Source organism: Winogradskya humida (assembly GCF_016862215.1).
Lineage (GTDB): Bacteria > Actinomycetota > Actinomycetes > Mycobacteriales > Micromonosporaceae > Actinoplanes > Actinoplanes humidus.
The window spans coordinates 59,877-73,203 of record NZ_BOMN01000113.1; the positions used below are offsets into that span (position 1 = coordinate 59,877).

The window sequence follows — 13,327 nt, forward strand, 5'->3', positions numbered from 1 at the left end:
TAGTGTCTGCCGGTTCCGCCTGTGCCGAAAATACGCCGAAAGGACGACTACCGCGACCGTCCACATGGTCCTACCTTCACTGAATGAGCAGCAATCCTCGGCCGGCCACGATCGACGACCCAGCCGCCGAGGTGCTGGCATCGCTCCTGTCCGAGATAAAGGGGGAAAGCACTCCAGGAACTCGCACTCGTTTGCTGGGTTCCGACGAGGATGAGCGGCTTGCCGCCATGCACAGATTGCTGGCCGACCTCCTAGATCAGATCTCCGACTTCGAGTACAATCGCAAGATCGGCTCGTTCCTCCAAGGATGTGAGCGGGCGGCGGCCGAGATCCTTGAGCCGGAGGACGCTGGCACAACGCCGATCGTCGCCTACCTTTCCTTCCTGCGGCTCAACATCAAGTTGCTCGAGCGTCGCTTCGAATCGCCGGACCGCGAACAGCAGGACCAAGCGGACGAATACTGCAAGAGGCTGTTCGAGCAGACGCCAGTCTGGAAAGCCGTTAAGGCACTCTATCGTCCAGGCGGACGTCTCAGTTCGAGCTATTCACCATCGCCCATTGAGCGGGAGAAATGGGAGGAGCTCGATTTCGAGTCTTGCAGGTACTACCGCGCCGGTACGACGTCCTTCATCTTGCGAATAAATCCGCGCGAGGCGGTCGACGAGTCCGGCTTGAAGCCGGATCTCGTGATCAAATGCGTTCTATTTCCCTGGAGCAGACTGGCGGCGGTCGCCCGGGCGACCGACGACTACGCTGGGATGTACGGCGGCGCCCGGACGCCGTCAGTGGTCGTGCACCCGCAGGCGTCCACCGACCAGTGGGTCGTCATGCCGTTCCAGCCGGGCGAGACGCTGGCCGAGCATCTGCGAGCGTTCGAGGCCAAACATCCGTCACCCGGCGAACGGGTGGACAAGACGCGGCAGATCGGGATCGCTCTCATCGACGCCCTCCACCAACTCGCCTGCGGCGAGCCGGTGGACCCTGGTCACCGGGAACGTCAGCACCTCGACCTTTCTCCGGGCAACATCATCGTCAGCGTCGGACGTACGGTTCAGATGCACTTCATCGATTTGGGCGTGAACCACTTGTACAGCCGGCAGATCGGGATAGCCGAGCACGACGACGCCGTCTACATCGCGCCCGAGATCAAGAACCACGGTGAATCAGCCGTGGCTGATGTCTATTCCGTCGGGGTCATCCTTATACAGATTCTCGTCGGTCATCCTCCCCGCGACGGCCGTGTACCCGACCAGGTCTACGAGATCAGCCCCCTCCTTGGCCGCACACTAGACGACCTCATCGACGAGAACCCGAGGAACCGACTGCTTCTGTTGCCGGCAAAACCGTTCCGCTTCGACGCCCTCGGCGCTGAGCTGGAGTACAGCTTCGATCTCGCGGCAGTGGAGTCGGAGGCCAGCCGCAACGGCTGGGAGCGGATGCGGGCCCGACTGCTACCTACCTCAAGAGAGTTCAGTACCCAGTGGAAGCAACGGAAGGTGGCCAAGGCCGAGAAGCGCGAATTGGACGCCTATCTCCTCACGTTCTCGTTCGTGATGACACTCTGCTGGTGGTGGATCTTCGCCAAGACTGCTCTCTTCAAGATCGACGACGTTGTAACAGGCGAATGGGATGGCCTGCCCAAAGGTGACGAACTCGCCGCCACGATCATTGCCTTCAGTCAGGCCCTCACCGGCGCGAAGTTCTACTCCATGATCCTGGCCCGACTGAATGCCCGACAGATCCCTGGAATGCTCGCGCGGGTTACCGAGATCGCGATCCGGCTGATGTCGATTGTCACCCTGCCGACTGTGCTGCTTTCGGTCTACTGGAAGAACTCGCTCTGGGCGTGGGGCTGCGCATTCGGTGCCGTTGCCGTCTCAGCCACGAATCTGCTGCTTCTCATCCTCAGCGCTAGGGTTTTCGATGCCGGCGCCGCCGCGAAGCTATCTACAGTACCACCGGAGGGTCGGCGAATCGCGAGAGGCTTCGAGCAGTGGTGGTGGTCGATGCTGATGTACGCCGTCGTCATCATCGTCATCGCCACCGGACTACAGACGGGTTGGATGCACGACCGCTACGCCTACGTCTTTGGCCTGGTTTTAATCAGCGTTGGGATTCAGTATGTGTCTAAGTTCGTGGGCGCCGGTTACGGCGTCCGCGCAGGCTTGGCCCGTGCCCTGTCTGTAGGTGAGAGGACGGCCATCATCCAAGCCCGCGATGGAATTAAAATCCAAAACTGGCCCCCTCGGCTTCGACCCGCGTCAGCCGACGATCCTCCAGCCGAAAAGGCGAGACCTGCGCCCAAGCCCCGGGCATCTACGGAGGGTGCAGGATGACGAGATTCTGGGCCGAGGACCATCCTGTCCTGACTCTCATGCGCCAGCGCCTCGAAGACGGCAGTAAGCCTGGCCGACGGCTCGACGACGCCGTCCTCGGGCTGGCCGTCGAGGGCGGCGGCATGCGCGGCGTCGCGTCCTGCGCGATGTTGAGCGCGATCGAGGACTGCGGATACCGAGACGCGTTCGACATGGTGTTCGGCGGATCGTCGGGGTCTGTCAACGCGGCTTATTTCCTTGCCGGGGAACTGTGGCGCAATCTGTCGATCTACTACGACGATCTCGCCTCGCGGGACTTCATCGATTTCCGGCGCCTAGTGGGCCCACAGGCGATCTTCAACGTAGATTTCGCCTTCGATGAGGTCTTCGACAAGCAAAAGCCCTTGGACTACGAGGCCGTACTGGCGTCACCCACGCCCCTCTACGTCTCCGTCACCATGGTGGACACCCTCGAAACGGAGACGCCGCACCAATTCCTCGATCGAGCCGACCTAAGAAGCGCTATGCGCGCCGGCGCCTGGCTACCCCTAGCCACGGTAGGGACCGCCGATTTCAGAGGGAGGCCTGCTATCGACGGCGGGGTGTTGACGGCCCACCCGTGGCGGCTTGCTGCCGACCGGGGATGCACGCATGTCCTGTCACTGAGCACTCGGCCCACGACGGTGGTACGCCGGACGCCCACCCCCTTCCAGCGGTACGTCGCCCATCGCCTCAACCGCATGCGTGTCGGACTCGGCTCAGGTTATCGCGATGCCATCGACGCCTATCGTCACGAGCGGCAGCAGATCAACGCCATGCGTCTGCATCCGACTCCGCAGCCGTACGTCCTCGATTTGTGCCCGTCACCATCTGCCGAACCCCTTAAGCGGCATGCGATTGAAGGACGCCGGATCCTCTGGGCAGCCCGCGACGCGTACCGGACCATGCGCATCGCACTGACCGGGGACACTGGAGCGGTGATACCGAAATTCACGGCCGGCTGACGGCATCCGCCCGGATCCAACGTCGTAACCGTAGCTCCCCGAGCCTTAATGCCAACGACCCACAAGTGGTCCGTGGACTCGCGTCGCTTGGTACCGGAGCAGCCAAAAGAGGGGCCCCGTCTGACGCAGCCTCGTCCGCAGCCCGATCGTGAACAGCTTGTGCAGGATCGGGCTGCGGCAGCAGCGCACGGCCGAACCTCGTCGTTGGCTCACGACGAACTCCGCAACTTTCAACTTCCGTCGTTACCAATATCATGGCTCCTATCTGTGGCCGGTCGTCCGCAGCCGGCACGAGGCCAACCTGCGCATGGTGCTCGACGACCTACCCGGCTGGCAGACAATGATGATTGCTGAGGTGCAGAGACCCCGATTCGCGGACCAGTGGGTCAGGATCCACGACGCGGGTGACTTCTTCTCCGACGACTACCTGCGTGCATGGATCAGGATCTGCCGAGCCTGTCCCGACACCCATTTCTATTGCTACACCAAAGAAGTTGACCGGTTCCGGCGGCTGGTCGAGCCGAATCCGCCCGGCAATCTGCACTGGGTGTACTCCTACGGCGGCACTCAAGACCCCACGCTGCATCCGGGGGTCGACCGGGTCGCCGATGTATTTCCCGACGAGGAATCGATCGACCGGGCTGGTTGGTCGTCGCAGCGTGCCTCCGACCTGCTTGCTGTGCTCGGACCACCGCTGGTGGGAATGTCCGCCAGCCGCATACCGGCATTCCTGAAGCGGATGGCTGGCCGGAGGTTCAGCACTTGGCAGGCAGCCACCCACCGGGCTCCCCACACTCGCCCGCCATCACCTGCCGTTGGCGGGCAAGCAGCGTTTCGGCCGGTACCCGCTTCCCGACAAACGCGATTGCCGCAGGAACCAACCGGCGGGCGAACACCGCCGGCTCCTCGGAGAAAGGATGTGGGGTAGGACATGGGTGCTGCCACCTTCGCGGTCTACGGCACGGGAAGCGACCCGGAGGCCGTCTTCTGGCGCCTCGTCGATCAGGCGCTCATCGAGAACGGCCACGGCGGCTATACCGGCACCATTGCCGAGAAGACCGAGTACATCGTCCTCACCGATCAGGCACTGCCCTACCCCGACGCAACAGCGACGGCACGAGCACTGATCAATGACCACGACCCTCGCATCAACGACAGCCGAGGACCCGCCGGAGCCATCGCCGTCACACAGATGACTCCCCGCTCCATGACTGCCGACGGTGTAGCTGATGCACTGCTGCCAGAGGGCTGGCTGTTCTTCGGCTATGCCCCCTGGTGACACCAGCATCAGCGCGGTACACCCGCCCGCCGCCGTGCGTCCATCTGCATCAGGTCTAGCAGGCCGGCGGTGCTGGCCAGGCACGATGGCACGGCCCGGGATGACTGCCAGGAGCTTCACGAACATCATGGCCTTCGGCCCGAGATCTTCTCGTCCCTTAAGCCTTGCCCACGATCCCCTTTCGGGCCGGCCTCGGGTCTTCGGGGTCAGCACCCGTTCGCCGCACAGCATGGCGGGTGCTGCCTCCGGGGCCGTCTCATTGCCTCTTGGCATCCGTGTCTCTGCTCGTCTGATCGGCGCGCTGTCGGTAGCTGCGCAACGTGGGACGGCTCTGTTCTGAAAGGTGACTTTTCCGTGGACATGACTGTGGTCTCTGGTCTGGTCGCTGCGGCGTTCGCCGGTGCTCTCGGCGGGCGGCTCAGCACGGCGACGACCATGCGTCGCCTTCGCCAGCAGAACATTGTGCTGGCCGATCAGGTTCGCCACGACGGGCTCACGGGTGTGTTGAACCGGGTCGGTCTTGAGCAGGCGTACGCCGCGACCAATGCTCACGGCCGTTTCCTGATGGTCGTGGATCTCGACGCGTTCAAGTCGGTGAACGATGACCACGGTCATCCCGCCGGCGACGCGGTGCTCACAACACTCGGTACTCGGCTGGCGGAATTGGCGTCACGACACCACGGATGGGCCGGCCGACTCGGTGGCGACGAATTCGTGCTCATCTTGCCGGGCAGCACCGCGGCGGTGGCGCAGCAGGTGGCAATGCACGCTACGGCACCCATCATCACCACCAGCCGAAGCGGATCGGTACACGTACGCGCAAGCGCCGGCATCGCCTATGCGGCAGCCACCACCTCATGGTCGAGCGCTGTCGCGGACGCCGACATCGCGCTCTACCACGCCAAACAGCGCGGCGACGTCACCCTGTTCGTTGCGGGCATGACCTACCCCCAGCGGCCGTCGCCGCGCCGGCGAGCCCGCGACGCGCGCACCACGAATTAGAAGCCAGCACCAGAACCGCGCTGCCCCGTGTGCCGCGGGTGCAGGGCGTAGGAACCGCAGGACTCGGCGACTCGGACCGCACCGGGGCATCCCGCTTAATCCCCCGCGCCGCCGGTGCCGCAATGCCGTCGCAGCCCGCGTCATTCAGCTCATCCGTGTCGGCTGCGAGCCCCGAGGGCAGCCGACGTACCCAAGTCCCGTTATAGCCGAAACGGCTCCGCACTCATATAGGGGGAAGCAACCTTGATGAACAGCCACGACACTCCTTCCGACCGCCCGGCGCCGAAGACCACCGATGACGCTGACCGCCTCGCCCGGGTCGCCCTGACCTCGCTGACCGAACCGGGCCACCCCACGGTCTGGTCCATGGTTCACCAGCACGGCGCACCAGCGACACTGGACCGCTTACTCGCCGGTGACGTCCCGGACGCAGCGCTACGCGCGGCGGTGACCGTCCGCGCGGCCCGCGGTGACGTCCGCCGGTTCGCGCAGGTCGCCCTGTGGCGCGCGGATCGGATCGGCGCGAGGCTGGTGGTGCCCGGCGACGATGAATGGCCAGCATCGGTGGACGACCTCGCCCGGCTCGAACCGGGCGCCCGCGGCACGGTCGCCCTGCACACCAAGCCACCGCTGTGCTTGTAGGTTCGCGGTGATCAGTCGTTGTGCGACGCGCTCACCCGGTCGGTGGCGATCGTGGGTGCCCGAGCGGCAACCGCCTACGGCCTGCACGTCAGTACCGAGCTAGCATCCGAGCTCGCCAGCAGGGGTTGGACCGTGATGTCCGGTGGCGCATTCGGGATCGACGGAGCAGCGCACCGCGCCGCTCTGGCCGCCGGCGGCCTTACCGTCGCCGTGCTGGCCTGCGGGATAGACCGTCCCTATCCTGTCGGGAACTCCGCGCTGTTCGATCAGATCGTCGCGCATGGTGTGCTGATCAGTGAATGGCCGCCCGGCGCTGAACCGCTACGACACCGCTTCGCCATCAGCAACCGGATCATCGCGACTGCTGACGGCACCGTGGTCGTCGAGGCTGCGGCGCGCAGTGCAGCGGTACACACGATGGGCCGGGTGCTGAGTTTGGGCCGGCCTGCGATGGTTGTCCCCGGTCCGGTGACCTCAGCATTGTCGTTGGGCTGTCACCAGATCCTGCGCACCAGCGCTGCTGCCCGTGTGGTGACCTCGGCCGGGGAGGTGATCACGGAGCTACACCAAGGCGGCAGATGAACCGCATCGCACGACGGACACCACGCGCCGGTAGGCCGCATGCCATGCCCGACCAGCGGGATGTGCCGACCAGCACGGGCAGCCGGGGGCCGTCGCTGCCCGCACGCGCTTGTACTGGCCCCGTCCCGGGCCGGCAAGGGCGCTGCGCCCAGCACGCCCGCCTCGCAACCACGGCAGGCGGAGGTATAGCCGCGGGCGGGGTGCCGGGCTGGGCCCTGGCCTGCCCCAGGCCGTCAGGGCCGGTCCACGCCTGGGGTCAGCGCGACCCTGGGCACCCGCCAAGGACGGTCATCCGTCCGGCGGGTCGCCGCAGGCAAGGGTTCGCGACACCTGCACCACCTCAGGGAGTGTGATCGTCGTGCTTGACCCCGCGCCGTTGGCCATCCACGGTCCGGCTGACCTGCTCACCGCCATCCCTTACATTCTGGGATACCACCCTCAGAACCGCGTCGTCGTCTTCATCACCAACGAGGGACGCCTCACCTGTGGGCTGAGCGTCGATCGGCAGACCCCGGACGCGGTCATCGTCGCCCAGAGCAGTTCCGCCGCGTCCCACGCGAACGCCAGGACCGCCGTCGTAGTGGGCTACGGGCCCCTGTCGGACCGGCACCAGATCGCCCGGGTCGCGGACAAGATCAACGTGGCGGTCACGGTCCAGGCCTGCCTACTGGTCGACGGCGGAAGGTACTACTGCCTCGTAGACGGATGCTTGTGCACACCCGAACACGGCGCTGTCCTAGAAACTGCCAGCAGTGTCATCGCCGCCGAGATGACGCTATTGGGCCGCCCGGTCCTGGCGTCGCGGGAACACTTTGACGCACTCCTGGAGCCCGACACCGATGCGCAGGCCCGCACCGCAGCCGCCATGGCCAGTCTGCCGAAGCCACCGACCGAGCCGGTGACCATCGTGCGATCCAGTTTGGAACACGCGTCCGCCGGTGAGCGGCTCAGCGACGAGCAAGCCGCATACTTGGCGGTGGCGCTGAGTAACAACGAGGGGCGCAGCACTGCATGGGAGGCGACCACGGGCGAGATCTGGCAGCAGGACCTGTGGCTCGACCTGGCCCGTCGCGTACCCGAGCACTGCGTGGCGGTGCCGGCGAACCTGCTTGCCTGGAGCGCCTGGCGACGCAGTGAACCGGCGCTGGCCTGGGCCGCCCTGTCCAAGGCCATCCATGCCATGCCGGACAACGCCATGTCGCACCTGATCGGAATCCTGCTCGCCTCTGGAATCAATCCGGCGACGCTGCCCTGGCCGCTGCCCGACGGTACTGATCTCGAGGACCTCTTGCGGTAACGGCCGTCTGTGGTGTCTCAGCGCCCACGGCGCTGAGACACCGGCCCCGGCCGCGCCCGAGTCCGGCCACCGGCACCTTATTCGGCCGCCCGCGCCCCCGGAATTGGTCTAGTGCGCTGTGACACCGTCGGCTACGGGTTCACCCCGGCCGTCGAAAGCCGGCGGCTGCTCGGCGGCATCGTGCCGTCGCGATCCACCGCCGGCACCGAAGTCCTTGTCTACCGCTTGCACCGCAGCGACCAAACCCGCGGCACGGTCTTCACCATCGCCTGTTCCCAGGACCTCCCCGACGAGGCCACGAGCCGGTTCCGAGCGCTAAGCGAACCCGGCTACCAGCAGCCGCCCGGTTGCGGCGCGTGCATGCTCGCCGGAACGCCGGGCCGGGTGTGGATCGGCGGTGTGCTGGTCTCGACCATGACGGGCTAGCTCGCCTCCTACGACCTGCCCCTGGACGCCAAGTGCCTGCAGAACCGCGACCGGACCGTCATTGAAGCCGGCGCGCTGCGCGACGCGGTGGCATCGCCGACTGCCAGAAAGAGGCAACCGGCCTCCTTCCTGGCGCTCTGCAGCCCGGCAACAGCCGCGCGGGCGACTCCTCGACCCAGTCCCCACCTCACCCGACCAGATCATTCACATCAGCACGGAGGACAACATGTTGCTCAGGCTGGAACGAGTCGAAGCACGAGACGACGTCACCGTTCACGATGCGGCGCAGGCGTTCGCGATCGCCAACGGCGTCGACGAGCCCGATCGGGACGGCACGTACTCGATCATCACCACCAACGGCGAGGACGGCATCCAGATTGCCGGCGCTGAAGAGCAGTTGCACGGCTGGCTCGCCCGCGCTCGCGGACAGCTGAGGGCCGCCACCGGCGGGCCACGCATCATGAACGTGCTCGACCTGTCCACTCACCACCTCCCGGAGCACGTATGCGATCAGCTGAACGCCTACGCCGGTGTCACTGCTCACCACACCGCTTACGGCTGGCTCCTGGCCGTACCCGGCGACCTGGTGAGGCACCGCACCGATCATCCCGCCAGCGTGCCTGCCGTGGTGTGGGCGCTGTGGGGGTATGCGCACCGCTTCGCCGCCGAGTACGTCCTGCTCGACGCTGACGCCGACCACGTTGACGCTCTTGCCTCGTGGGACTGGTGACCGACATGACATTCCCGATCGAGTCAGATGGATCTCCCGTCCCTGGCCAGGACATCGACGCCGAGCTGACCCAATTCGCCGAATTGGGGCTGATCCGCCGGTGGCGTCCACACGGACCTGCCAAGGGCTACGTCGTGGTGACCGGCAACGTGGAGATCCTCTTGCATGATCCGGGTCAGGCGCGTGCGTTCATCGCCGGGCTACGCGCGATGGTGTACAGCACGCGGCGCACCGAGTTCCTCGAGCTGGTGTCGGCGGCCGTCGCCATGCAGGACAAAGCGGAACGGCTATGTGACGAGGCAACCGAATCCGGGCTGGAGAACGACGAGTTCGCTGTCCGGGAAGCCGCCGACGAGCTACGCGCGCGGGCCCTGGGCATCGCTGAGGTCATCCTCGGCGTGCCGTAGCCGCGGACTGGCGGTGATATCAGCGCCGGGCCACGACGTCTCGTGTGCGGGCGACTGCGCGGGATGGGACTTGGCACGGTCCCGCCCGGCGCGCGTCAGCGTCAAGCCACCGGCCATTGCATGCCATGCAGCATCGCCCCAGAGGTCAACGGCGGCACCGACGTAGCCAGGCCGGGGGCCGGGGCTGGACACCGGCACCACGCCGGGCGGGGCGGCTCGTGCCGTCCCTCCCGGCAGTCACCGCAACGCTTCGACGGCCGGGACCCCGTACTGACCACGGAGGCCGACCTTGCCCACCCACGATGACCACACCCGCGATGCACTCGCGGATCAGCCCTGTCCCCGTGCCAATCCATCACTCGGTGGCCCGCTCGGCTCGGCAGCCGCACACCACAGCGTCCGACCGGCGCGGTGGTCAGCATGACGGCGGTGAACACGGCCACGTTGACGCCTCACGGTGGCGTTCCTCGAGAGGTGCTCGTGCAGGTGAGCGCGACGCCCGGGGGCCGCAGCCTGATCGCGGTCGGCCCGAACGGCGCCTCCTATCCCGAGCTGCGCGACCGTGTGTACGCCGGCGTCACCAACACTGGATTGACCTGGCCGGATCGCCACGTCCACATCACTCTCACTCCGCAGGGGCCAGGGCCGGGGAAAGGTTCAGTGCAACCCAGCGCCGATCTGGCGGTCACCGCAGCGGTTCTCGCCGCCACCGGCCACCTTCCGTCCACCGCGCTGAACGAGACGATGTTCCTCGGCGAAGTCGGGCTCGACGGCGCAGTACGCCCGGTCCCCGACACGCTCGCCCTGGTCGCCGCAGCCGCTGACCGGGGATACCCCACGGTCATGGTACCGGCCGCCAACGCCCGGCACGCGATGCTGGTGCCCGGGGTGCACGTGGTCGCGGTCCAATCCCTGTCCGAACTCGTCACCTGGGCCACCACCGGCAGGCAACCGGCGCTACCCGCCTTGCATGCCGACGGTGCGAGCGCAGGTGAGGGTGCAGCTGAAGCGGTCCCGACCTTCCTGCCGGGGTGGCTGTCGCCGGCACGGTTCGCCCTCGAGGTCGCCACCGCAGGGCGGCACCACCTCAACCTCACCGTCACACCGGAGGTTCCGGTACCGCTGATCGGCGAGTGCCTACGGTCTCTGCTACCCGACCTTGACGACCGTCAGGCCGTGGAAGTAAGTGCGCTGCACGCCGCCGCCGGGCGCCAGGTCGACGCGCTAATCCGGCGCCCGCCGTTGCAGGCTCCAGGGCCTGCGACGTCGGTGACCACCATGATCGGCGGACGACGACCGGGCGTCGCCAGCCTGGCGCACCGGGGCGTACTGCTGCTGCACAACGCTCCCGACTTCGCACCTGAGGTCCTGCACGCGTTACGTCAGCCCCTCGATCAGCAGATCGTCCAGGTGGCGCGCGCCCGAGGCATCATGACGTTCCCGGCCGACGTTCAGCTGGTCGCCACGTCCAGGCCGTGCCCCTGTTCGACGGCCCACAGCAGAACCGGCGGGTGCACTGCGCCAGCCCGGCGGCGCTACAGCAACCAGATGCACTCGATCGCCGACCGCCTGGCCATCACCGTCCGCATCGACGCTTCCGCATCCGGCGACGCGTCCGTAGGTGAGTCATCCGCAACGATCGCGGCGCGCGTCGTCGCGGCCCGAGCGGCTGCCTCCGAGCGGTGGGCCCAGCAGGGCCACTCCACCAACGCAGAGGTTCCTATCGACGTCCTGCGGCAGCCCGCGTTGCGCCTACCGGTGCCGGCCACGAGCAACCTGCGGCGCTTGGTCGATGTCGGCCAGGTGAGCATCAGGGCGTACCACGCGGTTCTACGGCTCGCGTGGACGGTCAGCGACCTGCGAGGCGCCGGTCAACCCGACAAGGAAGCCGTCGACACCGCCGTCGAACTCTATCTCCCGCGAGGAGACAACCACTGATCCTCCGGCTCCACCGTCGTCGAAGCCCATAACTCATCCCGTCTTTCAGGGCGCCCACCCAACCGGTGGGCGCCCTTTTTCGATGTTCAGGAGTCCGCATGTTCCTCACATCCTCTGTCCGTAAGGCACTTTCGTGGCTGCACGGCCACACCCGGGCGGCGCGTGTGGCCGCCCCTGAACTGAGCGTTTGGGCTGATCTGCCCCGGCTCGATCGATTCTTGAGCGACAGCACCGACGCCGATGACGTGCCAACTCTGTTCGCCTTGATGGACCCGCGCAGCCGTGACTTCGGCACTGACGTCGCCGCCTTCATCGACCACTGCTGCGAGCAGCAAATTTTGCGCATCGCCGCACCGGTCACCGCCGTCGGTATTGAGGCGACCGTCAACGGCGACTACCGCGACGGCGGTTTCCTGGTCATGGTCACCATCGCCGACCGGATCACCCTGGCCTCCGGCCAACTGCTCTCCGGGGTGTTCCATGACGCTGACGATCTGCCGCGACAGGTCCTCGGCGGCTTTCACGTCGCGGCTCTTGCCGTGGTCGTCGACGTCGCCGACCACACGTACCGCGAATTCCTGCACACCGCGGCCTCCCTCACCGGGATCCCGGCATGACCACCCATCAGCCCCGTGACTGGGCCCGGTTCCGTCTGGCTTCTCCCGCCAATAAGACAGACCAGCCTCGTGACCTTGACCGTTCCGCGCCGGTTAGCGCAGGTCATCATGGCTGACCATCCGTGTCTCCAGCACCGGACCGGCCAGCACACCACCGCTTGCATGACCGGCATGTGCGGCTTCTGCGACACCGACCTGAGCACCACCGCCTCCGGTGAGTGCCGCAGCTGCCTGCGGATCGTGTGTGAAAGCTGCGGCGCCGGCTACGACGCCGGCCTCGGGCCGATCTGCCAGCCCTGTCAGAACGCCGGTGGCACGCAGGCGAACACACCGCCGGAAGGCCCCTGGGAACAGCACCGACGCTGCGTGTTCGACCTCGACCTGTCCTGCGGTCACGTCGTCACCTATGCCGTTACCGGCTGGTATCCCGTGTCGGTCGCCTGTTGTGACCGGCTCGGCGGCATCGTCCTGGACGGGACGTACGTCGCCTTCTGCTCGCAGGTCGACTACGTCCGGCGGCGCTCAGAGCGCTACCTCGCCTGTCCGGCAGGGACTCGCCCTCGTCCGAGCCGGGTGTTGCGTCGACGCCCCCGCACCGACGACCCCTCACCGTCGTCCTATCCGGGGTGGCGGACCAGCAGTGGACAGTTTCCGGCCCGGGTCGGCGCCGTAGGGATTCGTGGAGCGTCGGTTCTGCGCTCGTCCTGAGCCACCGATCGAAGACATACGGGGGTTGCAGGGAAGCCTGGAGTGCATGGCCAACCCGGGCACCGGTCACCGCCTGTGACGGGAGCTGAACACCGTTGAAGACGTACTTCTGGCCGGTGAGTCCTCGTGAGTGACCACCGCCTTGTCAGGTTCTCCGGTGCCTGATCCCGTGGCAAGGCGGGGCGGCGGTGCTGGCCGGGCACGGTGGCCGACCCGGCGCCGGGCGCAAGGCGGTCCGAGAACATCTTGGCCTTCGGCCAGAGATCTTCTCGTCCTTGCCGCCTTGCCGCCCCGGCCCGCCAGGCACGGCCCCGGGCACCGGCGGGCCAGCACGCGCTCACCCCGGCCGACCACGGCCTTGTGGGCGTGCCCGCCGACCG

11 protein-coding genes and 2 pseudogenes are annotated in these 13,327 nt (G+C 66.7%); all 13 read left to right on the forward strand.

The genetic code is table 11. The features are described from left to right. Positions 1-83: 83 nt before the first annotated feature. Entirely contained in the window at positions 84-2,336 is a 2,253-nt protein-coding gene (locus Ahu01nite_RS39270) for a protein kinase domain-containing protein (RefSeq protein ID WP_203841827.1), read from the forward strand. Then, positions 2,333-3,319 carry a patatin-like phospholipase family protein gene (locus Ahu01nite_RS39275; RefSeq protein WP_203841828.1) on the forward strand — a complete coding sequence of 329 codons (987 nt, stop codon included), beginning with the start codon at positions 2,333-2,335 and terminating at the stop codon, positions 3,317-3,319. The genes Ahu01nite_RS39270 and Ahu01nite_RS39275 overlap by 4 nt, the downstream gene beginning before the upstream one ends. A gap of 244 nt (positions 3,320-3,563) precedes the next feature. After that, positions 3,564-4,247: pseudogene (locus Ahu01nite_RS39280) on the forward strand (GP88 family protein); the annotation flags it as partial. 3 nt (positions 4,248-4,250) lie between these two features. Beyond that, the gene (locus Ahu01nite_RS39285; protein ID WP_203841830.1) at positions 4,251-4,598 is read left to right on the forward strand and encodes a hypothetical protein; all 348 of its coding nucleotides are present in this window, start codon (positions 4,251-4,253) and stop codon (positions 4,596-4,598) included. Between the two features lie 435 nt (positions 4,599-5,033). After that, on the forward strand, positions 5,034-5,600 hold the full coding sequence (locus Ahu01nite_RS39290; protein ID WP_203841831.1) for a GGDEF domain-containing protein: 567 nt from the start codon (positions 5,034-5,036) through the stop codon (positions 5,598-5,600). A 246-nt stretch (positions 5,601-5,846) separates the two neighbouring features. After that, positions 5,847-6,818 (forward strand): annotated as a pseudogene (locus tag Ahu01nite_RS39295) (DNA-processing protein DprA); the annotation flags it as partial. A 355-nt stretch (positions 6,819-7,173) separates the two neighbouring features. Then, positions 7,174-8,121, forward strand: coding sequence for a DUF4192 domain-containing protein (locus Ahu01nite_RS39300; protein WP_203841832.1), 948 nt, complete (start codon positions 7,174-7,176; stop codon positions 8,119-8,121). Between the two features lie 111 nt (positions 8,122-8,232). Beyond that, positions 8,233-8,547 (forward strand): hypothetical protein, encoded by a 315-nt coding sequence (locus Ahu01nite_RS39305; protein ID WP_203841833.1) that lies wholly within the window; start codon positions 8,233-8,235, stop codon positions 8,545-8,547. Positions 8,548-8,773: 226 nt separating this feature from the next. Then, positions 8,774-9,277 (forward strand): DUF5983 family protein, encoded by a 504-nt coding sequence (locus Ahu01nite_RS39310; protein WP_203841834.1) that lies wholly within the window; start codon positions 8,774-8,776, stop codon positions 9,275-9,277. 5 nt (positions 9,278-9,282) lie between these two features. Continuing rightward, positions 9,283-9,684, forward strand: a complete 402-nt coding sequence (locus tag Ahu01nite_RS39315) for a hypothetical protein (protein WP_203841835.1) — start codon at positions 9,283-9,285, stop codon at positions 9,682-9,684. A gap of 486 nt (positions 9,685-10,170) precedes the next feature. Then, entirely contained in the window at positions 10,171-11,622 is a 1,452-nt protein-coding gene (locus Ahu01nite_RS39320) for an ATP-binding protein (protein ID WP_203841836.1), read from the forward strand. A 218-nt stretch (positions 11,623-11,840) separates the two neighbouring features. Next, positions 11,841-12,239 (forward strand): hypothetical protein, encoded by a 399-nt coding sequence (locus Ahu01nite_RS39325; protein ID WP_203841837.1) that lies wholly within the window; start codon positions 11,841-11,843, stop codon positions 12,237-12,239. Between the two features lie 108 nt (positions 12,240-12,347). After that, a complete protein-coding gene (locus tag Ahu01nite_RS39330) occupies positions 12,348-12,947 on the forward strand; it encodes a hypothetical protein (RefSeq protein WP_203841838.1) in 600 nt (199 codons plus the stop codon). The last annotated feature ends 380 nt before the right edge of the window (positions 12,948-13,327 follow it).